General features: G+C 56.8%; 19 protein-coding genes. 8 read left to right on the top strand and 11 right to left on the bottom strand.

All coding sequences use genetic code 11. The features are described from left to right. The first annotated feature begins 32 nt into the window (after positions 1–32). The 4 genes from ACAW74_RS20770 to ACAW74_RS20755 all read left to right on the top strand — a co-directional run bounded on the left by ACAW74_RS20770 (position 33) and on the right by ACAW74_RS20755 (position 4,162). Entirely contained in the window at positions 33–761 is a 729-nt protein-coding gene (locus ACAW74_RS20770; protein WP_370700151.1) for a hypothetical protein, read from the top strand. Beyond that, on the top strand, positions 758–1,597 hold the full coding sequence (locus ACAW74_RS20765) for a PhzF family phenazine biosynthesis protein (RefSeq protein ID WP_370700150.1): 840 nt from the start codon (positions 758–760) through the stop codon (positions 1,595–1,597). Before ACAW74_RS20770 ends, ACAW74_RS20765 begins: the two co-directional genes overlap by 4 nt. 127 nt (positions 1,598–1,724) lie before the next feature. Next, a complete protein-coding gene (locus ACAW74_RS20760; protein WP_370700148.1) occupies positions 1,725–2,600 on the top strand; it encodes a TspO-related membrane protein in 876 nt (291 codons plus the stop codon). A 113-nt stretch (positions 2,601–2,713) separates the two neighbouring features. Further along, positions 2,714–4,162, top strand: coding sequence for a M61 family metallopeptidase (locus ACAW74_RS20755; RefSeq protein ID WP_370700147.1), 1,449 nt, complete (start codon positions 2,714–2,716; stop codon positions 4,160–4,162). Here the strand turns inward: ACAW74_RS20755 and ACAW74_RS20750 are convergent, their stop codons facing one another. Next, positions 4,163–5,161 (bottom strand): glycoside hydrolase family 43 protein, encoded by a 999-nt coding sequence (locus tag ACAW74_RS20750; protein WP_370700146.1) that lies wholly within the window; start codon positions 5,159–5,161, stop codon positions 4,163–4,165. It lies immediately after the preceding gene. A gap of 208 nt (positions 5,162–5,369) precedes the next feature. On the opposite strand from ACAW74_RS20750, the gene ACAW74_RS20745 reads away from it, so the two are divergent. The 3 genes from ACAW74_RS20745 to ACAW74_RS20735 all read left to right on the top strand — a co-directional run bounded on the left by ACAW74_RS20745 (position 5,370) and on the right by ACAW74_RS20735 (position 9,461). Beyond that, the gene (locus ACAW74_RS20745) at positions 5,370–7,763 is read left to right on the top strand and encodes an ABC transporter permease (RefSeq protein ID WP_370700145.1); all 2,394 of its coding nucleotides are present in this window, start codon (positions 5,370–5,372) and stop codon (positions 7,761–7,763) included. A gap of 63 nt (positions 7,764–7,826) precedes the next feature. After that, positions 7,827–8,267 carry a DUF5990 family protein gene (locus ACAW74_RS20740; RefSeq protein WP_370700144.1) on the top strand — a complete coding sequence of 147 codons (441 nt, stop codon included), beginning with the start codon at positions 7,827–7,829 and terminating at the stop codon, positions 8,265–8,267. Between the two features lie 111 nt (positions 8,268–8,378). Continuing rightward, entirely contained in the window at positions 8,379–9,461 is a 1,083-nt protein-coding gene (locus tag ACAW74_RS20735; protein WP_370700143.1) for a PA14 domain-containing protein, read from the top strand. A 16-nt stretch (positions 9,462–9,477) separates the two neighbouring features. Here the strand turns inward: ACAW74_RS20735 and ACAW74_RS20730 are convergent, their stop codons facing one another. From ACAW74_RS20730 to ACAW74_RS20685, 10 genes are all read right to left on the bottom strand, one after another. Beyond that, positions 9,478–10,230, bottom strand: coding sequence for an SDR family oxidoreductase (locus ACAW74_RS20730; RefSeq protein ID WP_370700142.1), 753 nt, complete (start codon positions 10,228–10,230; stop codon positions 9,478–9,480). 93 nt (positions 10,231–10,323) lie between these two features. After that, a complete protein-coding gene (locus ACAW74_RS20725; RefSeq protein WP_370700141.1) occupies positions 10,324–11,856 on the bottom strand; it encodes a carboxypeptidase-like regulatory domain-containing protein in 1,533 nt (510 codons plus the stop codon). 57 nt (positions 11,857–11,913) lie between these two features. Further along, a complete protein-coding gene (locus ACAW74_RS20720) occupies positions 11,914–13,368 on the bottom strand; it encodes a CsgG/HfaB family protein (protein WP_370700140.1) in 1,455 nt (484 codons plus the stop codon). A gap of 22 nt (positions 13,369–13,390) precedes the next feature. Further along, positions 13,391–13,819, bottom strand: coding sequence for a curli production assembly/transport component CsgF (locus ACAW74_RS20715; RefSeq protein ID WP_370700139.1), 429 nt, complete (start codon positions 13,817–13,819; stop codon positions 13,391–13,393). Between the two features lie 66 nt (positions 13,820–13,885). Next, on the bottom strand, positions 13,886–14,449 hold the full coding sequence (locus tag ACAW74_RS20710; RefSeq protein ID WP_370700138.1) for a hypothetical protein: 564 nt from the start codon (positions 14,447–14,449) through the stop codon (positions 13,886–13,888). Next, positions 14,446–14,958: a hypothetical protein gene (locus tag ACAW74_RS20705; RefSeq protein ID WP_370700137.1), complete on the bottom strand. Its 513-nt coding sequence runs from the start codon at positions 14,956–14,958 to the stop codon at positions 14,446–14,448. The genes ACAW74_RS20710 and ACAW74_RS20705 overlap by 4 nt, the downstream gene beginning before the upstream one ends. 177 nt (positions 14,959–15,135) lie before the next feature. Beyond that, positions 15,136–17,481, bottom strand: coding sequence for a beta strand repeat-containing protein (locus ACAW74_RS20700; RefSeq protein ID WP_370700136.1), 2,346 nt, complete (start codon positions 17,479–17,481; stop codon positions 15,136–15,138). A gap of 107 nt (positions 17,482–17,588) precedes the next feature. Then, on the bottom strand, positions 17,589–19,931 hold the full coding sequence (locus ACAW74_RS20695) for a beta strand repeat-containing protein (RefSeq protein WP_370700135.1): 2,343 nt from the start codon (positions 19,929–19,931) through the stop codon (positions 17,589–17,591). Positions 19,932–20,018: 87 nt separating this feature from the next. Continuing rightward, complete coding sequence (locus ACAW74_RS20690) at positions 20,019–22,415, bottom strand: beta strand repeat-containing protein (RefSeq protein ID WP_370700134.1); 2,397 nt, start codon at positions 22,413–22,415, stop codon at positions 20,019–20,021. An 18-nt stretch (positions 22,416–22,433) separates the two neighbouring features. Next, positions 22,434–22,751 carry a hypothetical protein gene (locus ACAW74_RS20685; RefSeq protein ID WP_370700133.1) on the bottom strand — a complete coding sequence of 106 codons (318 nt, stop codon included), beginning with the start codon at positions 22,749–22,751 and terminating at the stop codon, positions 22,434–22,436. Between the two features lie 448 nt (positions 22,752–23,199). Between ACAW74_RS20685 and ACAW74_RS20680 the strand changes: the two genes are divergently transcribed. Further along, positions 23,200–25,656 (top strand): ABC transporter permease, encoded by a 2,457-nt coding sequence (locus ACAW74_RS20680; RefSeq protein WP_370700132.1) that lies wholly within the window; start codon positions 23,200–23,202, stop codon positions 25,654–25,656. Positions 25,657–25,729 lie beyond the last annotated feature (73 nt).

The following is a 25,729-nucleotide window of genomic DNA, read 5'->3' as shown; positions in this document are numbered from 1 at the left end:
CTGCCTTGAAAAACCCGTTTATCCTCGTCGTAATGGCCAGTTTAACCCTGGCGTGCCAGACTAAGCAGGACACCCCGTCAGAAGCAACCGGCCCCGACAGCGCGACCGTGGCATCGACTACCGCCGCCCAGGCACCAACGGAGTCGCCCGACAACTTTCTGGTTATCCCCAGCCAGCAGGTAGGGGTGGTACGGGCCAACTCGTCGGAGGCAGAGCTGCGTAAGTTGCTTGGGGCGGCCAATGTGGTGCGCGACACCATTTACATGGCCGAGGGCGCCTTTGAGATCGGCACGACACTTTTCAAAAACACGGCCGATCAGGCGCAGATTCTCTGGAAAGACACTAAAACATTTGCCCGGCCCGACATGGTCCTGCTGCGGCCCGAATACGACGAAAACAACGAACTGAAGCCCGGAACGGGCGGCAAAGCCGTGCAATGGACGGTGCCCGTTGGTACGGCAGGTAGCCTGAGTCCGGGTACGTCGCTACGAGATGTCGAGAAGCTGAACGGCAAGCCGTTCAAACTCTATGGATTCGGCTGGGACTACGGCGGGCAATCGTCGGACTGGCAAGGGGGAAAACTTCAGGATACCGACGGGAAAACGTACCTGTCGGCTGCTTTTGGTGTTGGAGCCGAATTTACCGGCTCCGAAAGTAAACTATACGATTCGGTCATGGGCGACAGCGAGTTCCTGTCGAGCCATGCCGCCATGCAATCGCTTAATCCGACGATCAAAACCTTGACTATTTCCTTCCGATGACCACAACACCTTCGCTACGCATTTATCAACTCGATGCGTTTACCGATACCCTCTATAAGGGTAATCCGGCGGCGGTCGTGCCGCTGACCGACCAGAATCAATGGCTCACCGACGCGCAGATGCAGACCATCGCCGCCGAGAACAACCTGGCCGAGACGGCTTTCTACCTGCGCACCGATACCGGGTATCATATCCGCTGGTTTACGCCCACCGTGGAGATCGACCTCTGCGGGCACGCCACGCTGGCGGCTGGGTACGTTATCTTTTTCCTGGAAAATGCCACCGAAAGCGACGCCACCGACGCCATCACGTTCGACTCCCGCTCGGGCCCGCTGAAAGTGTGCCGCAACGACGACGGCTGGCTGACGCTCGATTTTCCGGCCGACGTATTGCAGAAAGCCGCCGTGCAACCGCCCGCCCTGCTGGCTGGTCTTGGCGGACCCAAACCGCTGGAAATTCACAAAGGCAAAACCGATTTTATGGTAGTCTACGCGGCGCAGGAAGACATCGAAAGCCTGACGCCCGACTTCCGTGAACTGAGTACGGTGCCCGCACGGGGCGTGATCGTTACGGCCCCCGGCACTGACGTCGATTTCGTCTCGCGCTTTTTTGGTCCTCAGTCGGGTATAGATGAAGACCCTGTCACGGGTTCGGCCCACACGACGCTGGCGCCTTATTGGGCCAACCGGCTGGACAAAACCGAACTGACGGCCCGGCAGCTATCGAAACGGGGCGGCTACCTGCGCTGTAAACTGCACGGTGATGAAGAGACCGGCAAACGGGTCGACATTAGCGGGCAGGTACAGCTCTACCTGAAAGGCGAAATCCGGCTCTAAACCAACGCCCGCCGCGCGGCAATCAGGTAAAGACCACAGGCGTTGAGCGGCTGTTTTTTCGGTTAACCAAATCGTTCCTGCGTAGTTGTTTGGGTAATCAATCAATTGTTGCCCCTGGGGCTTACGTATGGAAAACACAAAAATCAGTCGCCTCGCCACTGCCGCACTGGTTGTGGGGAGCATCGTTGGCACGTATTTTTTTGCCGGACCCCGTAACAAAAAACGCCGCACCGACGTGGTGCCGGAATACAACGACGAACTGGATACCAACCTGATTACGCCCGCCGGCCCAACCTTCGCGGCGGTATGGCCCGTCATTTACACAGGTACGTTAGGTTTGGCGGTGCATCAGGCGCTGCCGTCGCAGACCGAGAACCCACGTTACGAAAAAGCCGCCCCCTGGTTGGTAGTTAATTACCTGCTCAACGGGCTGTTTGGGATCTTCTTCTCGCGGGGTGAAAAGGCCGCGCGCGTAGCCGCCAACGCCGTTACAGTCACGCAGCTTCCTACGGTGCTGGCGCTGCATCGGGCCCTGGGCGTGGGCCAAACCGACGTACCTGAACCCGAGCGCACGTTCCACCGGGCAACGGGTATCTACGCCGGCTGGATCACCGTAGCCACGGGCGTGGCCACAACCAACCTGCTGATCGAAAATGGCTGGCGCGAACCCCGCTCACGGGCAATTCCTTACGCCATTGGCCTGCTCAACGTGCTGGGCGCGGTAGGGCTGACGGTCTCGAAGCGCCTCAACGATCCCTATTACCTGTTGCCTTTTGTGGCCGGCTTTACGGGCGTGGCCACCAAGCAATATGGCCGCAACAACGCCGTCGCGGGAGTAGCCGGTACGCTGGCGCTGGTCGCCGCGGGGGCATTCATCGACAAAGTCCGCACGCCTTCTTCAACCCCAGCCACCGAACACACCGAAATGGCCGAGCAGGACCAACAGGCGGAGTCGATGCGCGCCGAAATGGCCGATGAACCGTATTACATCGATCTGGACTAGCTGGTACACCGTTTGATGGCTGACGTTTCGCCTTCGGCAAAGCCAAGCGATTCATCGACTAGCTTTGCCGAAGGCGAAACGTCAGCCATCAAACACCAAACATCAAACTACGCTTGCAGTACGCACTCACCGTTACCAGCCCTCATGTTATCGACGTCACGTGCCGGATCGAGCAGGTTACGGGCGACACCCTCGACCTGCAACTGCCCGCCTGGCGACCGGGCCGGTATGAGTTGCAACACTTTGCCAAAAACATCCGTCGCTTTGCCGTTTTCGATCAGCACGATCAGCCACTGCCGGTGCGGAAGGTGACCAAAGATCGCTGGCGGGTGCAGCTCAACGGGGCCAGTAGCCTGCGGGTCGAGTACGATTACTTTGCGCTGGTAGCGAGCGAACACCGCCTCGACGCAGGCAGCAGTTACGCCGACCCGACGCATTTCTGGTACGTCAACCCCGTCAACCTGTGTCTCTACGCCGAAGGTCGGCTCGACGAACCATGTTCGCTAACGCTTGACATTCCCGACCACTGGGAGATTGCCTGCGGGTTGCCCCACGAAGGCAAAACCCTGCTCGCCGCCGATTACCACGCGCTGGTCGATAGCCCGCTGATCGCCTCCGATACGCTACAGGCCATTCGGTATGAAGCGCGCGGGGTCCCCTGCACCGTCTGGATACAGGGCTGGCATTATTACCTGCCCCCTTCCTTCGACCGGGAGCAGATCATCCGCGATTTTACCCGTTTCTCCGAAGCCCAGATCGACCTGTTCGGTGAGTTTCCGCAGCCTGACTATCACTTTCTGACCATTGTGCTGCCGGTAGCGTATTACCACGGCGTTGAACACCGCAACAGCACGATACTGGTTTTGGGACCGGAAGTGGAAACGGTCGATGCCGACGGCAATAAGACTGCCGACGCGGCGGGGTTGTATACTGATCTGCTGGGTGTGGCGTCGCATGAGTTATTTCACACCTGGAATGTTTGCCGCATTCGCCCCGCCGAACTGCTGCCCTACGACTACACCCGTGAAAACTACTTCACGACCTGTTTCGTGGCCGAAGGCATCACTACGTATTATGGCGACCTGATGCTCCACCGGTCAGGCGTGTTCGACGAGGCGGCCTATCAGAAAGAGCTGCTGGTGATTCTGAAACGCCATTTCGAAGTAGCCGGACGGGCGACGCTGTCGCTCACCGAGTCGTCGTGGGATTTGTGGCTCGATGGGTACGTGCGGGGCGTGCCCGACCGCAAGGTTTCGGTCTACCACAAAGGGGCGATTGTCTCGATGATGCTCGATCTGTACCTACGCCGGAAATTCGATAACGCCCGCTCGCTCGACGACGTGATGCGGCTGTTGTGGCAGCGCTTCGGCAAACCCTTCATCGGCTATACCTACGACGATTACCGCGCTATCGTGGCCGAGGTCGCCCAAGAACCGATGGACTGGTATTTTGACACCTGCATCACCGGCAACGACCCGCTTGAAGCACCGCTCAACGACCTGTTAAGCTTCATTGGCCTGCACATGGCGCGCGACGCCGACGGGCTGATTGTACTGAATTAATTACCAGCCCGTATCAAACGCTACTTCTTTCTGCGGAACGCCAAAATCAGGCATACCGTTGGGCCGCCACGTAATGGGTTGCAGGCGCGGGGTACGTTCGTTTTCGCAGCCAAGGTTGGGCCGGGGATTGGCGTGATATAGGAGCCACGTCTGCCCCGATTCCGTCTGAAAAAAGCATCCATGCCCTGGCCCATAGGTGTCGGTTTCGGGCGAAGACGTAAAAACCGGCTCCTGGCTTTTTGTCCACGAAGCGGCCTTCATCAGATCGCTGTCGATGCGGGCGTGTAGTAGCCCAAACGCGTAATAATCGGTCCAGCAACCGCTAGCCGAGTACCCAATGAAGAGGTAATCGCCGTGACGCAGAAAAGCGGGAGCCTCATTGACAAGCAGGCGGTTACGAACGTTGCCGGGGTCTGCGGCATCATAGTTATGCTGTTCCCAGGGTAGCGTTGGCGACGATAGCTTCAACCGTTCACCCGCGCAGGTCCAGGGGTTGCTCATCCGGCAGAGATAGATATTCTGTTGGTGATTTTCGTCGGTTTCCCACCCCGACCAGGCAAAATACAGCGCGCCGTCGAGGTCGATTACCGTGCCATCGATGCTCCATTTATCATCGGGGGTCACGAGCTGTCCTTTCATGGCCCAGCCCCCGTCAATCGGGTCGCAGGCGTCGTTTTCGAGCACCCATATCCGCTGACTGTCCAGCGTTTCCGCATTGGATGCGCTCAGGTAAGCATACCAGCATTTGTGGCCGTCGCCCCGGTCCAGGTAGTGCAGTTCCGGTGCCCAGACGTTACTGGAAAATGGGCCCGACTCAGGAGCTTTCCAGGCTACTTTCCCCGGCGTGTCGGCCAACTCGGCAAAGCTTTTAACCTTCCAGATGGTCAGGCTTTCCTGGGTCGAGTGGGTGTAATAGAAGTAGCCGTCGTGGCAAAGCGCCCAAGGATCAGGGCCGTAGTTCAGCAGCGGATTAACGATAGCTGCGGTTTGTGTTGTCATGGTTGCAGTAGCCTAAAGGGACTGACATGTACGTACAACGCGTCAGCGCAGTGTTGGTTGCCGAAAGCTTAGGCAAAGACTCGAACTGTCCGGTGAGCTGTCCAGTTTCGGACAACGTACCCAGCGTCGATAGCGCTATCAGCACAGAAAGTGAGCTTACGCATCAATGGCACGAGCCTTGAACGTCAAAGGCAAACCCTGATCAGGCATGTTCCGAACGTACCTCCTTCTCGCGCTCCGTCAGTTTGGGCGTAACCGGCTGTATTCAGCCCTTAACATCGGCGGCCTCGCGGTGGGTCTCGCGGTCAGCGCCTACATCAGCCTGTATGTGTGGCACGAGTTTCATTATGACCGTTTCCATCCCTTCGCCGAACGTACCTACCACGTAATGACCGTTTCAAACTACGGCGGTATGGACGTCAATATGGCGGGTATGCACGAGTCGTTTGGCCGGGAAGCAAAGCGCCAACTGCCCGAAGTCGAGCAGGTTGTTCGGCTCTCGACCGGTACGAGGCCAGCCTGGCTAACCGTTGATGCCGATCACCGTCAGAAACCCACCAACGTGGGTTTTGCTGACCAATCGCTGCTGTCGGTGATGGGCTTCAAGCTGAGCGAAGGCGACCCACGCACCGCCCTGGTCCAACCCGGACAGATCGTGCTGACCCAAGCGCTGGCCGAAAAGCTGTTTGGCAACAAGCCCCCCGTGGGCAAGGTCATCACCTACGACAAGCGCTACCCGCTCACCGTAAGCGGTGTTTTCGCCGAGCTGCCCACCAACACGACAATCCGGTTCGATGCGCTGGTTTCGCTCGCTTCGATGCCAACGCTGGGCGACTATTATAAGGGCATCTGGCAAAATGCGGGCTTTCTGGATACGTACCTGGTGCTGCGCCCCGGCACCAATCCGTCCCTGACCGCCAACAAACTGAAGACCCTCAATGCCGGGCTACAGTTCATGGACATGAAAGCGAGTTTTATCCTCGAATCGATGCCCAGTTTGCACCTGGATGGCCGCACGTCGGGTAGTAGCGCCCGCCAGAATCTGTACCTTTTCTTAGGCATAGCGCTGCTCATTCTGGCACTGGCCATTACGAATTACGTCAGCCTGACCACTGCCCGGGCTACGCAGCGCGCCCGCGAAGTGGGTGTCCGGAAAGCTATCGGTGGGCAACGGCGGGAGCTGATCGTTCAGTTTTACACCGAATCGTTTCTGACCACTACATTGGCGTTCGGGCTGGGGTTAGGCTTGCTGGCCCTGCTGTTTCCGTGGCTCAATCAGTTGTTGGGCATTCGGCTGGACGGCCGGGTGTTCAACGAGCCAAGCTATCTGGCGCTGCTGCTGGGGCTTTGGCTGATCTGCTCACTGCTGGCGGGCAGCTACCCGGCCTTTCTGCTATCGGGATTCCGCCCGCAGGATTCCCTCAAAACAACCCGGTCGGGCGGGCGGCAGGGCACAGGGCTTCGGCGCATCCTCACCACCGGTCAGTTTTCGGCATCGGCGGGCCTGCTCATGTGTAGCCTGATTTTCTTTGCGCAGATGCGTTTCCTGCGCACCACCAACATTGGCATTGACCGGGCGCAGGTAGTAGCCATCGGCCTCGATGCTGACATGGCGCCGCGCTACACCGCCTTCCGCGATGCAGTGCGTCAGTGGGCGGGTAGCAATCAGGTGAGCGCCACGAATACACGCCTGTTTACTCCCTTCATTGCAACCTATTTTCTGAAGGCAACGACAAACAAAAAAGACGTGATGATGAACGTGCTGACCGTTGATCGGTCGTTTTTCAGCACGTTGGGTATCGGCTGGAAACTGCCACCGGCCGGTTGGGGCCAGAAACCGTTGACTAAAGAATTGCGGGTCTACAACCAATGGGCACTTAAACAGGCCGACGTAACCGTAACGACCCTCCCCCACCCCAATCCGTTTGGTGGTAATGGCGCCGATGTCGACGGAATTACGCAGGATTTCAACCTGTTGGGTCTCCAACGCGAACAATCGCCGGTGATGCTCTCGGTCGTGAGCGATACCAGCCGGGCGGTTGTAGCCAATGGGGGTTATCTGCTGGTGAAACTTAACCCCAATCAGGACGTACCTGTGGCACTTGGGCAGCTCAAACTACTCTACGAACAGGCCACGCAGGGCGGGCAGCAGGCCGCTCCATTCGATTATTATTTCCTCGACGATGCCTACAACAAACTCTACGAAAAAGAGCAACAACTGGCAACCCTAGTCAATGGCTTCACAGGCCTGACCCTGCTGGTAGCTTGCCTGGGGTTGCTCGGTCTGATGACGTTTACGGTCGAAACCCGCACAAAGGAAATCGGCATCCGGAAAGTACTCGGGGCCAGCGTGGCCAGCATCGTCGGGCTGCTGAGCCGGGAACTGGTGTTGCTGATCTCAGTAGCGGTGCTGCTCGCCTCACCCCTGGCCTGGTGGGCCATGACGAAGTGGCTGGCCGAATTCGCCTACCATATCGACATCCACTGGTGGGTGTTTACCACCGCGGGGGCGGGTTCGTTGCTGATTGCCCTGCTTACGATTGGCGTGCAAAGCATCCGTGCCGCGTTGACCAACCCCGTGGAGTCGCTGCGCAGCGAGTAACAGAGCTAGTTTATGAGGTAGAGTAGCCCGTGGTTGTATTGTGTTTTTTCTCAAAAAAGCGAGATGACTGAAGAGGTATTCGATTTCAGAATTATTGTTGAAAAACCCGTTGCTGGTGCCATTTATGGCGTGCAAAAAGGAAGCGGGAATACCTATGAAACCCTTCAAAAGCAGACAGCCAGTTCCGCGGCCCTTACGTTTGACATTGCCCTTCCTGCAAAGAGAACCAAAGAAGGCAACCTGATTTTATACGGGCCTTTTTGTCAGGGACCGCCTCATGAACGGTTTCTCTACCTGGACATTGGCAGCTATGCGGGTCAGGAAAATGCCCCTTTCAGCGGACGACTGAAAATTCCTCTCCCCAAACTCTCTGACGCGTTCAGTAGCGAGTCAATAATTGGTCGCACCCTGGTAGCCACCGTCTACGGCACCAATGAAACGACGGGCCGTCCGGTTGGGGGAACGGTTAAACCCGTTGATGGCTGGAAGACTGATCGCCGATAAATCCAACTACGCTACTCCTACATAGACCCGGTAGCTCACGAGCATGGTGCGTTTTGTGGAATTTCAGGACTAACTGAATCCATTGAAACACGACTGAAGGACGCTATTGGTATGCTACGAGAGCTGTTGTTGATGGGTGTATGGCTAGCGGCTACTACTTGTTGGGGGCAAATCGCGAAAAGCGCGTCTGCTGGTGGCAACGGTCTGGTAGGGGAATATTACGCCGGTTCAGCCTTCAACCGGAAAGTGTTGGTACGTACCGACCCGCAGGTTGATTTCAGTTGGGATGGCTATACCTTGCCCGCTCCTGGCGTGACGCCCAACTCATTCTCTGTTCGCTGGACCGGGAAATTGTATGCACCTGTAAGCGGCCCGTATAAATTCACCGCCGTTGTTGATGATGGCATCCGAATCTGGGTCGATGGAAAGTTGGCGATGGACGAGTGGCGTTACCGGAAGCAGAAGCTAGCCGGGCAGTCGGTAACCCTACAGGCTGGCCGGTTCTACGACCTGAAAATCGAGTACTACAATGCCCATAACGGTGGGTACGTTCAGTTGAACTGGAATTTGGTGAACGAATCGGGAAAAGCGCCCGCCTTTGAAAACGCTCCGCAACAAAAAGTATCCGGTCAGTTTTTATACAATGGGCCTCCGTCGAAGGCCCTGCCCCTGCCGCCAAACAAGCCCGTATCCGCCGCGAAGCCGAAGCCCGTCACCCCTGTCGTCGCCAGTAAACTGCCCGTCGAAGCGAAGCGTGTTGCTACTCGGCCTACCCGCCCTCGAACGCCCGCAGTCAGTTCGCCGGTATTACCATCAGTCAACAATCCGGTTACCCAGCTGGTTGTACCTCCAGCAACGCAGCCAGAGGCAAAGCCAATCGCTTTCGCGCAGAGCGATTATCAGCTACTGCCCTCCTCCTACGAAGCACTGAATGAGTGGGCCGCCACCCTACGACGCGACACTACAGCTAGATTGATCATTGCTGGCCACACCGACAACGTAGGCGATCCCCGGCTTAATCAGCTTTTATCCGAAAATCGGGCGAAAGTAGTCCGCTATTACTTCGTCCGGCAGGGTATTGCGGAGCATCGGCTAACGATTGCGGGCTTTGGTGGCTCACAACCGCTCGCCAGCAATGAAACGGAGGCAGGACGGGCGCTAAACCGACGCGTCGAACTTAGCCTCAAGCCATAACACCAACGTAACCTCGTTACACGTAGATCATTTTCCGGGTCATTCCTCCATCGATCACGAAGTTTTGGCCGGTAATGAAATCGTTGTCTTCGTCAAGAAGAAACAACACCATCCGGGCAATGTCGTCGGGGCGACCCACGCGCCCGGCAGGGTGTTGCTTATGATCGGCGGGGCGCAGTTTCTCAGGCTCAGGGTGACCTTTTTTTAGCCCCGATACGTCGATCCAGCCGGGGCTGATGCAATTGGCACGTACCTGCGGACCGAGGCTCATGGCCAGCGAATGCGTAAGGGCGAAAATGCCACCTTTGCTGGCCGAGTAGCCAAACGTATCGGGTTCCGACTGGAAGGCCCGTGTCGAACACAGGCTGATGATGGTACCGTGCTGCTCGCGCAGGTGCGGAGCCGCGTACTTGGCGCACACAAATGGCCCCGTCAGGTTGACACCGATGGCCCGTTGCCACTCGGCTACGGTCAGGTCGTCGATCGACTTTTCCTGCATAATGGCGGCGTTATTGATCAGCGCGTCGATTCGGCCAAACCGTTTAACAGTCTGGTCGACCGCCTGCTGCACTGCCTTTTCATCGGCTACGTCGCAGGCCACAAATTGGGCGTTGGGGTGCGCGGCGCTCAGTTCAGCCTCCGCTTCGGCGAGGGCTTCGGCATCGGCGTCCCAAAGCGAAACCGCGTAATCGTGATTGAGCAGAAACTCGGCCGTGAACCGGCCAATGCCCTGACCCGCGCCGGTAATGATGACTGTTTTGGTTGACATAGTGCGTAAAAAAAGCGTCTCAACCCTTAACCCGTTTTTATCGGTCAAGGGTTGAGACGCCTTAGCCAACGTACCTACGTCGTTTCGCCCTTACTACCTCCAGTACGGCATTTCGCCAGGGGTGATGAGCGTCGTCCGGGTACGTCCGTCGAGTTCGAGCGTGTTGATGCTACGGGTTCCCGTGCCAGTGTTAGGTGTATTCGTAAAGATCAGCTTCGAGCCGGTTGGGTCGAGGCGTGGTTCGAGGTCGTTGGTGCCCGACGGCTTGCTCGTGTTGTTACCACCCTGGTTGGTCGACGCCGTGATCTCGACCAGCGCGTTGTTGTTCAGCAGGTCGATCCGGTGCAGGCGGGCATCGAGCTGACGACCCTGTTCGTTTTGCAACGCGCCCAGATCAACCGACAGGTACAGCTGCCGGCCATCGGGCGAGAATACGGGGTTGCTGAGCCGGTTGTTGGGTCGGCTCAGGACCAGAAAGGCATCGCCACCCCCTTGCGGGATGATCACGATTTCGTTATTATAATACCCCTGCGTGGTTCTGACGACAATCCGGTTCGTGGCGGCGTTCCAGTCGGCCGAGGCATATTGGCGACCAAACGGAGCCGTCGCCACCGTGCGCAGGCCCGTTCCATCGGTGCGTACCGCATATAGCCGCTCGTTGGACGGATACACCAGTTGCGTGCCGTCGGGCGACCAGCCAAACGAGAGCTCGGTAGCAGCATAGCCCGCCACCGGTACTGTTGTTACGCGCCGAATACTAGACCCGTCGAGGTTCATCGTGTACAGGTGCATATCGCCATCGACGTTCGAGATGAACGCAATCTGTTGCCGGTTCGGGCTGACAATCGGGCGCCAGTTGTTTCCGCTAAAGGTCAACTGCCGTTCGTCGGTCACGGTAGTGGTCGTACTCGAGGTTGGCCCCGACGAGGCAAATACCTGATACTGCCCGTTTACCCGTTTCGTATACAGATACGGGAAGTCGGGGAAAGCGCCTGTCCGGAATGAGAACAACGCACTATTGACCGTATTGACCCCATCGCGGGCCGTTACCTGCCAGTAGTAGGTCGTGTTGAAATCCAGGCCGCTCACAACGACCGAGTCGGCCAAAATATTGGTGAATGACTGGGTTGGAGCAGTGCTACCCTGCCGGGTCAAAAACACGTCGTAACGAAGCGTATCGAGGCCGGGGTCGGTCGATGCCCATTTCAGCGTTACGGTGCCGGGCTGATTGGTCGTGCCCGAAATCGGTTTCACGGCCGTTGGCGCGGTTGGCGGGCGGTTCTGGCTGTTGTCGGTTACCAGCAGGATGGTTGGCTGCGACACAATCGACGTGCTGGCATCGATGGTGATGGCCTCGGTGCGGTAGTTGGTCAGCGACGCCGAGATGGTGTACTTACCCACCTCGAGGCTATCAAATCTGAAGTTACCCGCCGCGTCGGTTTCGGTGATGCGACTGCCGGGCGTAATCCGGATCAGCACGCCCCGCAGTGGCTGACGGTTGCTGTTGGCAAGTACTTGCCCGCGAATGCTGGCAAAAGTAATGGGGTCGACGAAGGTCTCTTCGGTACAGGCCCACAGCCCCATAATGAGCGTGAATAAGGCCAGTATGCTGAATTTGTATGACATGAAGACGATGGGTTTATCGGTAGCGTCGGCCTTGGCAGCCAACGAACCGACCACTGACTATTTCGTTTGAGTGGGAGCCGGCGGTGGTGTAGGGGCCGTTACGGGGGTGGCAGTAACCGTTTTTGCACGGCCAAACCGGCCAAAGTTGACCGTAATGCCCAACGTACCCCGCAGGTAATAATCATTGTAGGTACCCGCCTTGCGGCCGTCGAGTTCATCGCTGAAGGGCATGTGCGCTTCCAGCATCGACCGCAGACCGATGTTTCGGTTTGCCGTATACTGCACCCCGACCCCACCCGTTAGTTCGGCAAAGCGGCGGGTCTGTCGGCCAAACAGGCGACCAATGGATTGTTGCCCCATGAGCCCGCCCCCAACAGCCAGCAACGGCGAGAATTTCTGGTAAGGAAGCGTTCGGAACAATACGCTCGCATTCAGGCTGCTAAACGTCTGGTTCACGTCGTTGATGCTCAATTGTCCCGTTCCGGCGTTCACCTGAATCCCGACACCGGGCGTGATGTACCCTTCGACCGACAGCCCATAACCGGGTTGCAGGCTGCGTTGCGCAAAATCGCCGTAGAAGCGTTGCGCGACCGCGTAGGGCTGCACCGTGAAGCGGGGAGCGGGTTGCTGCATGGTTTTCATCCCATACACATTGATCTGGCTCATCTCGGTTTTTTCCTGCGCGTAGCTGTCGAGCAGGGGCTTTGTCTGGGCCGTCGCCTTCTCTGACACCGCCCACAACCCGTCCTGGATACCCTCTACGATCAGCGAATACACCGCTTTCTCGATGGCTTCCGTGACGGCCATCTGACCCGGCTCGGTCGTGGTGAATCCCGTTTCGGCTTCCAGCAGGCGCTTGAAACTAACGTACCTGAACAGGCCCGCGTCGATCGTCTGCGACAGAATTGTTTTTGAGGTATATACCGTCTTCAGAATCTTGCCCGAGCGCGTCGCCACAGCCCGCAGGTACACCGTTACGCGGTCTTGGCGGTATTGCGTTGAGCCACCCGCCGAGAAATAGCGCAGACCGCCACCACCCGTAATGATGTTGGCGTCGTAGCTCACGATACCGCCTTCCAGAATAATCCCGGCAAACAGCAACGGCGGCAGGTTTTCGCCTTCCTTGTACTGCGCCACGCTCGACCGCACAATCTTGCGTTCGTTGAGCAGGTTAGCCACGTTTTCGCGCTCGATGGGCGTAAACCAATTGCTTTCTTCCAGCGCTTTCAGCAGGATATTGGTCGTTCCCTGCGAAATGGCGGTCGAGAAGCTCGTGCCTACATCGCTCTGTTTGTACTGCCCCGTCTGGTCGCGGAATTTGTAAACCGCCGCCACGATCTTATCGCGAGCCGGTGGCAGACTTCGCAGGTTGGCCGTGATGGCCGTTTCTTCACCAAGCCGTGCCTGCCGCGGGCCGGTAGGTTGGTGGAAATAAGCTGTGCAGCCGGTTGTCAGCCACAGCAGCGTACTGACGGCCAATGGCCTGGCCAGTACCCGGTAATTGAGTGTCATTGTCGGTTGAGGGCCAGTTGGCTCAGAAGTACGGAATCGTTACGGTAGTTTCGCCGCCTTTGCCGTCCACAATGCGGATCAGCACGCCATCGGTAGCGTTGGTAATCGTCACCTGAAAGTCCCCAAACTGGTAGGTACCTTCTTTCAGGGTATCTTCTGAAAACTGATTGCCAATTACTTTCTGGCTGATTCGATTCAGGATCTGTCGCTGCAAACTGGCCGAGAAATCGTCGAGCGACGACGTGCTGGTACGGCTCGACAGGCCCGACGAGCTACGCTGGGCGGGGTCTTTGGTTTTGTCCTGCGCCTGCGCCGAGCTCAGCATCCACTGGTAATTGAACGTGTTACCGCCAAACGCCGGGTTGTAGGGGTGATAGACAAAGGCCTGCGCTTTTGCCCCAACCGTGAGCAGCCCCAGCAGGGTTATTGTTAAAAGTAATCGTTTGGTCATAAGAGGTTTTGATGCCAGTTCTCTGGCCAACTAGTTAGATAAGCGATCGTCACCCCGCCAGCAGGGCTAATACACGCCCGACCCGCGCAGGTCTTCGTTTTCCAGATCACGCTGCGTGGCAGCGTAGTTGTCGACGTACTCCCGAACCGCCTGGGCAACGTACCCAGCCAGCTCTTCGATGGTATCGATCCGGTTCTGCACGACCTGCTGAAAAATCAACTCGTCGTTAATCGATACCGACATGATGCTCCCGATCCCCGAGTTGGCAGGCAACTCATCCACCGAAATCAGGAACAGGTTCAGTTCAAACTCCAGTGGTTTCTGCACTTTAACCTGAGCCGTGTCGCTGGGATTGAGCAGGGTTGCATTGGGAGCCAGTTGCCCCGACAGTTGATCACCAGCGGGCGTCAATTCCTGATAAGCGCGGTAGAAGGCATCATAAAAATCACGGCCAACTTTGCTGCGCGTATTGTCGAGCAACAGACTTTCGGTACCTGCACCCTGTTCATTCAGCGCTTCTTCGCGCAGGGCTCCTTCCAGATCAATCATCCCGTACACATCGGGGTCCTGCGCCAGAGCGGGCAATGCCAATCCCATTAGCAAAAAAACGAGTGCGCAGAAGTGCTTCATTGCGTTGAGAAATACGAGCTGGTAATAACGGCACGCGCCCCGCCAGTCTGTTCAATTCGAATGGGGCTGGCCGTGCTGCCTACGTTGATGAGTGAGTTTTCGGTCAGCCGAAGGTCATTGCCATTACCCGCCTGACGTACCTGTACATTGAGTTTGTCGCCCTGCATCCCGTCCAGCGTCAGCGTGTTGCCATTACCCCGCTGTTCCAGCAGGTAGTTGTTCAGATTGCCGTTGAGTGACAGGTTCAGCAAATTGCCATCGCCGTCCTGGATCATAGCCACTTGGTTACCGGCCGGCGCCCGGTAATAGGCCTGATTGCCCGCGCCGCGTTGCGACAGCGTCACCAGATCAGCCGCTGCCGTTCCGGCCTGGTTGGCCAGCACGGCCTGCTGCTGCGTGACCGTCGATGGCAACGTACCGCCCCAGAAAGCCTCTGACACCGGTGCCGTCTGAGCCTGAGCCCCAATCGCCATCAGTCCAAAGCAGCTAGAAAAGATCAATTTTTTCATCCGATAAATCTACTAGTTTAGCCGATTAAAAGCCAGCCTTAGGCGGGTATGTTGGGGGTTGACTTCACCCTTTTTTTACTGGAAGGCAGCCAACGTACCTGAACGCGTGAATCGCCCCGCCGACATCTTACCTGAGTAAGCAGCCAACGGGGCGATTTGCGTACGTGTCGATCGCGGTTAGTTGTTGGTCTGCGTGATCGTTGTGGTGTTGTTATTACCAGCCTGATAGACGCTGGCCGTCTGACCGGGACCGGCCGCATCGCTCACCTGCGTTATCGTCAGTGTGTTGCCATTCCCATACTGACCAGCGTAACTTGCGAACGGCGACGTACCTGAAATACCACGAATCAGGTTACCCCGCCCGGTTTGCGACATAGTAGCCGTGTTGTTATCACCGATCAGATCGAACCGAACCGTATTGAGCGTGCCACGTTGCGTGACCGTCGTGGTGTTGAAGTCCGATCCGTCAGGGGCAAAGCTATCGTCACCCTGGTAGATTTCGACGTAGTTGTTCGTACCGGTCGTCAGCTGATCAACTACTGCCGAGTTGCCCGTACCCTGATACTGGTAGATCTGGGCGTTGTTGCTCGTTCCCGATTGTTTAATATCGGCAGTGGCCTGATCTGATTCGTAGATCTGCTGAATAACGGCATTGCCAGTTACACCGCTCTGGTCAATCGTGGCCGTGTTACTGGTCACACCGGCTACCTGATAAATTTCTCCTACGTTGCTATTGCCTGATTGTGTCAGCGTGGCCACGCCGTCTTCGGCCGCATCACTCTGATACACGTTAGCCAAGTTCGACGTACCTGATTGCGTAACCACCGCCTGGTTGCCGTAGCTCCCCAACGCTAAACCAAATACCACCCCCGACTGGTTAACAAACGCCTGTTGGCTCGTACCCGATTGATCGACCGTTAGTTTGTTAAAGCCGCTGGCATCGCTCTGGCTCACTTCGGCATTGTGCGATCCGGTTATGCCTACCTGCGTGATCGTAATTTGGTTATTGACGCTGCCGCCGTTACCACCTGCATTTTGCTCGGCAAACGCGGTGTGGAAATCACCAGTCTGCGTTACCGTTGCCGAATTGCCAGCACTTGTAAAGCCACTAGCAATGCCATTTTGCTCCACGTTGGCAAACAGGTTCGTTCCAGCCTGCGTTACTACCGCGGTTTGGCCAATGCTCTGATCGTTTTGTTTGATCGATGCGTTGTTGGCCTGTCCAGACACAGTGCCCGATTGTAGGATCGAGGCCTCGTTGCCGAGAGAAGCATTATTCTGCGTGATGGTCGCCGTGTTCTCTACCTCCGATTGCGTAATCGTGGCCGTATTACCCACTGCCGATCCATTTGCACCCGGTTGTTGATAGATGGTAGCGGTTTGTTGCAAACCAGTCTGCGTTACCGTGGCGGTGTTCATCTCCGACGAGAACGTACCCCCTCCGGTTCCATCACTTTGGTAGACAGTGGCCACGTGCTGGTCCCCGTCCTGGCTCACCGTCGCCTGGTTGTTGGCACTCAAACCCGCAACCCCACCGTTCTGGTAGACCGTCGCCGTGTTGCCCCCACCGATCAGGGCTGGCACCTCACCGCCCGTCGAGCCCTGCTGGGTGATGCTCGCCGTGTTGCCCACACTCTCACCGTTCTGCTCCACCGTCGCCTGGTTGGTGAACTCCGACTGAACCACCGTCGCCGTGTTGTCCTGCGAACTGCCATTGGCCGTCCCGTTCTGCTGCACGCTCGCCGTCTGGCCAAAGCCCGACTGCTCCACGCTCACCGTGTTGCCGATGCTGCTGCCCCCGCTGCCCCCGTTCTGCTGGGTGGTGCTCAGGTGCTGCTCACCTAACTGACGAACGTCGGCCCGGTTGCCACTGCTGGCACCAACCAGCGTCCCGTCCCCGTTCTGCTCCACCGTCGCCTGGTTGTTGCTGCTCACCGCACCCGCCACGTTGCTGCCCGTGTAGCCCTGCAGAATCACCGCGTCGTTGTCCACCGAGTTGTTGCTCTGGCTGATGCTGGTGTTGGCGTTGTTGTCCCCGTTCTGGTAGATCTCGGCCCCGTTGAGTCGGCTCAGGTTGTTCTGGTTGATGAACACCCCCGTGTTGGTGTTGCCCATCTGGTTGATGCCCGCCAGGTTGCCATCGCCCACCGGACCGGTCATGCCCGCCCCCGGCGGTGGGGTAGCCCCCCCGCTGAGGCCCAGCGCCCCCCCGTTCTGGCTGATGGTGCCCACGTTGCCCGAGCCCACCCCCTGGGTCAGCCCGGCCCGGTTGCCCTGCGAGCCCGTCCGCTGGTTGATGGTGGCCGTGTTGACCACCGTCCCCGTCTGAAAGGTGCCCGCCCAGTTGCCCGTGTTGACCCCGGCCCCCTGGTTCTGGTTGATGGTCGAGACCTGATTGTTGCCCGTCTGCTGCTGAACGGCTGTCTGGTAGGTGCCGCTCTGGTTGAGCGTGGCTGAGTTCTGGGCCCAGGCCGCTCCCACAAACGCCAGCAGGGCGCTACCCGTAAGAATAACTTTTTTCATGCACTCAAAGGGATTAACGTGAGATTGATAAAGCTAAACAAACCGCCTAATCATCCTATGTTCATTGAACAGGAATTGATTAGACGGTCCATGTAATCGTAAGCCGGTTAATTATTTGTCTGCGTAATCACCGACGTGTTGTTGTTGCCGGCTTGGTAAACATTCGCCGTTTGACCTGGTCCCGCAATGTCACTTACCTGCGTCACAGTTAACACGTTGTTGTTACCATACTGGCCAGCTACCGTAGCCGTGGGTGATGTTCCTGTAATGCCTCGTAGCACATTGCCTCTGCCTGTTTGCGAAATCGTAGCTTCGTTAAAGCTTCCTGCTTGACGCATCCGGGCCGTATTGGTAATGCCCCGTTGAGTAATCTCAATATCGTTTTCATTAGCCGCTGTTGTATTCAGGAAACCGAACCCTTGTTCAGCGACGGCCACGTTGCCATTGCCCGTGGTCAACTGATCAATTTTGGCGCTGTTCATCGTGCCTTTGTTCTGATAAATCTCTGCCCGGTTGCTGGTGCCACTCTGATCAATCTGAGCATACCCCTGATCCGAACCGCTGATTTGCTGAATGATGGCGACACCGCTAGTACCTGACTGGTCAACTATGGCCTCGTTACCTGTAACGTTAACTGCCTGATAAACAGTGACTGAGTTAGTCGTTCCTGATTGCGTCACATCAATGCTACCACCCCTGGCGTTATCGGCTTGGTAGATCGATGCGCTCTGGCGTACGCCTGACTGATTGAGGGTTACTTCGTTATCAAAACTTCCTACAGCATACCCAAATGCAACACCCACTTGCCCAATCGTAGCAACCTGTCCGCTTCCTGTTTGTGAAAGAGTGGCTGTATTACCCGTGCTTTGGTCGTTCTGATTGATGGTGGCCGAATGATTCAGCAATGTACCATCCTGCGTTAGGCTGATGATGTTATTGCTACTAGGTCCGTTGGCGCCCGCCGATTGAGTTACAAAAGCTTCATGTGCATTCCCTGTCTGGCTAGCCGTTAGTGAGTTACCTGAGCTAATTGCACCAGCCGGTAAGCCATTCGCTTCAGCATTGAGGAACAGGTTAGTGCCATTCTGCGTAACAGTAGCCTTGTTGTTGCTACTATTATCATTTTGCTTCACAAACGCATTATTGCCAGTTCCTGATGAAGACCCCGTTTGGTCGATGGTAGCTTCGTTGTTAAGCGTTCTATTATTCTGCGAAACGGATGCGGTATTTTCTACGGCCGACTGGGTGATCGTTGCCTTGTTGCCGTCACCATTTCCTTCTGTCCCATCCTGCTGATAAACGAAAGCGGTCTGCGTCTGACCCGTCTGCGTTACCGTGGCCGTGTTGTTTTGGCTGGCGTTGGTCGACGTACCGGTTCCATCACTTTGGTAGACAGTGGCCACGTGCTGGTCCCCGTCCTGGCTCACCGTCGCCTGGTTGTTGGCACTCAAGCCCGCAACTCCACCATTCTGGTAGACCGTCGCCGTGTTGCCCCCACCAATCAGGGTCGGCACCTCACCGCCCGTCGAGCCCTGCTGGGTGATGCTCGCCGTGTTGCCCACACTCTCACCGTTCTGCTCCACCGTCGCCTGGTTGGTGAACTCCGACTGAACCACCGTCGCCGTGTTGCCCTGCGAACTGCCGTTGGCCGTCCCGTTCTGCTGCACGCTCGCCGTCTGGCCAAAGCCCGACTGCTCCACGCTCACCGTGTTGCCGATGCTGCTGCCCCCGCTGCCCCCGTTCTGCTGGGTGGTGCTCAGGTGCTGCTCACCTAACTGACGAACATCGGCCCGGTTGCCACTGCTGGCACCAACCAGCGTCCCGTCCCCGTTCTGCTCCACCGTCGCCTGGTTGTTGCTGCTCACCGCACCCGCCACGTTGCTGCCCGTGTAGCCCTGCAGAATCACCGCGTCGTTGTCCACCGAGTTGTTGCTCTGGCTGATGCTGGTGTTGGCGTTGTTGTCCCCGTTCTGGTAGATCTCAGCCCCGTTGAGTCGGCTCAGGTTGTTCTGGCTAACGGTACCTGTATTGGTGTTGCCCATCTGGTTGATGCCCGCCAGGTTGCCATCGCCCACCGGACCGGTCATGCCCGCCCCCGGCGGTGGGGTAGCCCCCCCGCTGAGGCCCAGCGCCCCCCCGTTCTGGCTGATGGTGCCCACGTTGCCCGAGCCCACCCCCTGGGTCAGCCCGGCCCGGTTGCCCTGCGAGCCCGTCCGCTGGTTGATGGTGGCCGTGTTGACCACCGTCCCCGTCTGAAAGGTGCCTGCCCAGTTGCCCGTGTTGACCCCGGCCCCCTGGTTCTGGTTGATGGTCGAGACCTGGTTGTTGCCCGTCTGCTGCTGAACGGCTGTCTGGTAGGTGCCGCTCTGGTTGAGCGTGGCTGAGTTCTGGGCCCAGGCCGCCCCCACAAACGCCAGCAGGGCGCTACCCGTAAGAATAACTTTTTTCATAGAGAAGGTAGATTTATATCTACAAGATGTGATTAGAATTAGAAGGTACAGATTGACTCAGCCAACAGACGCGATAGCTGACAGCACTTAGTTGTTTGTCTGAATGATCACGTTAACGTTGTTGTTGCCCACCTGCTCGATATTCTGAATGTACCCGCCAGTCCCCGGCGCGTTCGTCTGAATGATCGTCAGTGAGTTATTGTTGCCAATCTGTTTGGCTACGTTATCCTGGCCATAAACACTACCAGCTAGCCCCCGAATCTCGTTGTTGCTACCAGTCTGTGTGGCCGTAAACGTGTTACCTCTGCCGAGCTGCCAGATACGGGTGGTATTGTTATCGCCACGCTGGGTGATCGTAGCCGTATTGTCGTTATAGATTCCGCTTCCCGACTGGTCGCCCTGTCTGATAGACGCGTAGTTCAGCATACCTGAAGTCAGCTGGTCGATGGTAGCGATATTGCCCGTGCCACTCGCATCGCCATCGCCGCCTTTTTCTTGCAGAATGTAAGCCTCGTTCTGAAGACCGCTTTGCAGGATGGTCGCCTGCGAATAATGCTGTGAATTCGATTGGCTAATGTTGGCAATCCCCTGCACTCCGCTTTGTGTTACGGTAGCGGTGTTATACGTAGCATCGTTCTGCTGCTCGATGCGGCTATTATTCCGATCGTTCGACTGCGTAACGGTAGCCGTGTTGTGCTGGCTGTAATTGGCCTGAAAAATGGCGTTGATCTGGTTTGTGCCCGACTGGTTGACCGTAGCCTGATTGTCAGTGCTGCTGCCGATTCCACCACCCAGTTGGTTCACCTCGCTTTGCTGCCCCGAGCCACTTTGCTCGATGGTCGCGGTGTTGTTGCTACTGAAGTCATTTTGACTGATAGAAGCCTGATTTGTAGCGTCGATCTGCGTGATGGTTGCCGAGTTGTTATCACTGGCTCCTAACGTACCGCCGACCTGTAAAATGGTTGCCTGCTGGGCTGTGCCACGCTGGTCAACACTGGCGTCGTTGTTACGGCTGTTGTTGTTCTGGCTGATCGACGCCGTATGATTGCCAGCCAGCTGATTGATACCAGCGATATTATTGTCACTGGCACCCTGGGTACCACCAGACTGATCAACAGTAGCCAGATTACCCGCCGGAGCAAAATCGGGAAGGCTGCCTGTGCCACTCTGCGTAACTGTTGCTGCGTTGTTCGAGCTATTATTGTTTTGATTAACGATGCCCTGATTATCGCCGATCGTTTGCTCAACCGTTACCTGATTGTTTGTACTGGCCCCCAACGTACCGCCATTTTGCATGACCATAGCACTGCTGAAAGTCCCATCCTGCGTAATCGATGACTGGTTCTCGCGGCTGTCGTTGTTCTGCTGATTGGTTGCCGAATTACCTTGTCCGTCTTGATTGATCGTCACGGTGTTGAGGTTACTACTGCCCTGAGCACCTCCGCTCTGAACGGCGGTAGCAAGTTGCCCGTCTCCTTTCTGATCAACTGTCGCTTTGTTTTCGCGGCTGTTGTCATTTTGATAAACGTTGGCCTGATGACCGATACCTGTATTCGTTTGGGTTATGGCTGTCTCATTGGTAGAGCTTCCCCCATTATTTCCTCCGTTCTGCTGGGCAGTCGCCTGGTTACCGTTATCGGTCTGGCTGATCAGGACCGAGTTAGTTTCCGAATCATCGGTAGGACCGCCCAACTGCTGGATTGTCGCCTGGTTATTGTCGCCTGACTGATCGGTATTACCCTCGTTCAGTCGACTGCTACCACCTGCCGCCGTCGCGCTCTGATCGATAGTACTTTGGTTACCACTGCCGATTTGACGAACGCCCGCTTCATTGAAGGAGCTGCTAGCAGAAGCCGAATTACCCTGTTGCGTAATTGAAGCCTGATTACCGTTACTGGCTGTTCCAGCTGAGCCCGCCGCCGTGAACCCCTGCAGAATGAGCGCCTCGTTACTGACCGAGTTGTTGCTCTGGCTGATGCTGGTGTTGGCGTTGTTATCACCGTTCTGCCAGACTTCACCCTGGTTTTTCTGGCTCAGGTTGTTCTGGCTAACGGTACCTGTATTGGTGTTACCCAACTGCAAAATACCCGCGAAGTTGCCATCGCCCACCGCGTTAATTGGATTCGCCTGAATACCAGCGGTTGTTCCTCCACTGAGGCCCAGCGCGCCCCCGTTCTGGCTGATGGTGCCCACGTTGCCCGAGCCCACCCCCTGGGTCAGCCCGGCCCGGTTGCCCTGCGAGCCCGTCCGCTGGTTGATGGTGGCCGTGTTGACTACCGTCCCCGTCTGAAAAGTGCCCGCCCAGTTGCCCGTGTTGACCCCGGCCCCCTGGTTCTGGTTGATGGTCGAGACCTGGTTGTTGCCCGTCTGCTGCTGAACGGCTGTCTGGTAGGTGCCGCTCTGGTTGAGGGTGGCTGAGTTCTGGGCCCAGGCCGCTCCCACAAACGCCAGCAGGGCGCTGCCCGTAAGTACAACTTTCTTCATAAGAGATTGATAAAGCGCTTAGTCGTTCTGTTTCCGGGGCTTGGCTTTCCGCTTGTCGGCCTCGTTATCGCCCTGTTGGTCGATTGTTACGCTCGACTGTCCATCGTGTTGCACGGTGGTCGTGTTGGTACCATTCGTATTCACGATCGTGGTGGTCGTTTGCCCACTTCCCGACTGAATGACGGTTGCCGAATTGCCTTGACCCGACTGCCGGATCACCACCGTGGAACGACGAGTAGGTAAACTATCGCTGGGAGTAGCGGTCTGCGCGTGTACTAGCCCGGATCCGGTAAGGAACAGGCCAAGTGCGGAAAAGAAAGCTGGGTACGTATTCATAACCTGAGATGAGATAACGCTTACCGAATAGCTACTTGCTCTGCACGGTCGAAGTGCTCAAAACAAGTCAACGTATTCGCAAAAGGGACACTTATATACTGGACGGTTGGCTGTTCGGATTAGCAAAACCCGTAAATCCGAGTCAACATCGCCGACTTTGCACAATAGTACGAATCAATGACACAATAAAAATAAAGAGAGACCTAAATGTATTAATCAATTAATAGTACACTAATTAGAATATACTGAACGGTAGCCTAAAGTAACCCAATGGATACGTGACACGGCCGGACACCAATTGTCCACTTTCGGACAAGCAAAAGCGGCGCAGTTGGTTTATCTTGGCCAAACACACGTTCGGGTGAGTTGGCATAGAGGTTGTCTGTTATATGTGGCCCGCCCCCAACGCCTTCAGCCAACATTTACTCCGACCTAACAGACCAACGCTATGTTCCAACATTACCTGACAATCGCCCTACGTAATCTGCGGAAGAACCGCACCTTCGCGATTATCAATGCGGTAGGGCTAGGCCTGGGTATTGCCGCTTTTGGTATCATCTGGGAGTATGTCGCTTTCGAACGTAGCGTTGATCAGTTTCACACCAATCTGCCCCGCCTCTACCGGGTGCTGTTACAGGAAAAATCCGGCCCAACATCGGAGTTCAGCCCTGGCGGCTTTACCGTCGATGCGCAGGCGGCTTTGCCCGACATCGAACGTACCTGCCGGGTCGTTACAGGAGCCGCCAGTGGGATTGTGAGCGTTCAACAGCCTCGAGCGGGAGCACCCAGCGTTTTTCGGGAAAGCAACGCCGCCATGGTTGATGGCAGTTTTTTTCAGTTGTTCTCCTTTCCCGTGCTGCGTGGTAACCCAGCCAGTCTGGGCCAGCCCAATGTGGTGTTTCTGTCTGAACGTAAAGCCCGTACTTATTTCGGCAACGCTTCGGCGCAGGGCCAAACCATCACGCTAAGCAGTCAGTTCGGGAAATTGCTCTTCACGGTCGGCGGCGTCTATGCCGATATGCCCGACAATTCTGACATCCGCTATGACCTGCTCTATTCATTGCAGACGCTGGCGAACCCGGCCAATCGGAACGGCAACGACTGGGCCGATCCAGCCGCCTACAACGCCAATTTTTTGCAGGCGGTGCTCCTGCTGAAGCCAGACGCCAACCCGGACGCGCTGGAAAAGAAGCTGACGGACTTTTACCACAGCAAAAAGCCCGACGACCGGGCCGTAACAGTGCGCCTGCAATCTTCGGCCTATGTGCATCTTGGGCGCTCGCTCAACGACCCACTCACGACCATCGGCAGCCTTGGTTTTGTTTATCTGCTGAGTGCTTTGGCGCTGCTGATTATGCTGATTGCGTGGCTCAACTACGTCAACCTGAGTACCACCACGGCACTTACGCGCGCTAAAGAAGTGGGCGTTCGGAAGGTAGTTGGCGCCACGCAGGGCCAACTGGCGGCACAACTGTTAGCCGAGTCACTGCTGATCAACGTCTTGGGCATGGGGCTGGGACTACTGTTACTGTCGCTGGTGCAGCCGTTATTCAACCAGTTTATCGGCAAACAACTGAGCCTGGGTACGTTACTTCTGGGGCGGCAGGGCGAAGTGGGGCTTTGGTTCTGGGGGTTGCTGGCGTTGCTGTCGGGCGCGCTGGTGAGCGGTGGGTACGTGGCCTTTGCGCTTACCCGCCTTCGCCCGGTCGAGATGATGCGGGGTAGCGGCCACACGCCGGGACGCAGCGCCTGGCTGCGGCAATCGCTGGTGGTGGTGCAGTTTGGCATTGCGGTCGCGCTGATTGTCGTTACGCTGGTGATGGTTCAGCAGGTACGTTTCCTGCAACAACGGCCGCTGGGATTAACCCTCGACCGGCTGTTGGCGATTCGCGGGCCCGAGGTGGGCAAAGATCAGCCCGATTTCAGAACGCGCCGGACCGCCTATCAGCAACAGGTGGCCCAACTGGCGTTTGTAGAGGCCTGGAGCAACACGGGCAGCGTACCCGGCAACTTCTATAATTTCAACTCGTCGGGAATCACGCGGCAGAACCCTCGCCCCGACGATGACAAGAAAACGTACAATGTAATTTTTGCCGACGATCGGTTCCTGCCGACGTTCGGCATCAAACTGCTGGCCGGGCAAAACTTCACGCCGACGCACCTGACCGCTGACTACGAAAAGGGCAGCCCGACACTAATCAACGAGAAGGCCGCGCTCGATATGGGATTCTCGTCGGCTAAAGCGGCGGCTGGGCAGGTGCTGGTCTGGGGCGGCAATACGTATGAGATTGTGGGCGTTGTGAGCAACTATCGTCATCAGTCGCCCAAAACACCCATCGCCCCCCTGATCATGTTTCCCAGAGTGTATAGCAACTACCTCACGGTCAGGCTGGCAGCAGGCAACGTACCTGAGCAGTTGAGCCAGTTGGAGCGTCTCTATAAAGCGAGCTTTCCGGGCAATCCATTCGATTATTTCTTTGTACCAGAGCGTTACAACGAACAGTATCAAACCGAGCAACAGTATACCCAACTGTTCAGCATAGCGGCGGGTCTGGCTATTTTCATTGCCTGCCTGGGGTTGTTTGGCTTAGCCGCCTTTACGGCTCAACGTCGTACCAAAGAGATTGGCGTTCGGAAAGTACTGGGCGCCAGCGAGGCAGGCATCGTAGCCTTGCTGAGTAAAGATTTTATACAGTTGGTTGGGGTGGCCTTCCTCATCGCCACGCCCGTGGCCTGGTGGATTATGGACCGTTGGTTGCAGGACTTCGCCGAAAAGACGCCCCTTCACTGGTGGCTGTTTGCCGGAGCCGGTTCACTAGCGGCGCTGATCGCCCTGCTGACTGTCTCTTACCAAACCCTACGGGCCGCCCGCGCCAACCCGGTGGTGAGTTTACGGGCTGATTAATAACAAGGCTCTTTTCTGGGAGCAGGCATCGGCTGGTTGAAGCTGAAAGGCCTGACGATTGGCCAATTGAGCA

Origin of the sequence: Fibrella musci (genome assembly GCF_041321105.1) — a bacterium.
In the GTDB taxonomy this organism is placed as follows: Bacteria; Bacteroidota; Bacteroidia; order Cytophagales; family Spirosomataceae; genus Fibrella; species Fibrella musci.
Note: the sequence above shows the minus strand (reverse complement) of the source record. Positions and strands in the feature narration are given on the sequence as shown.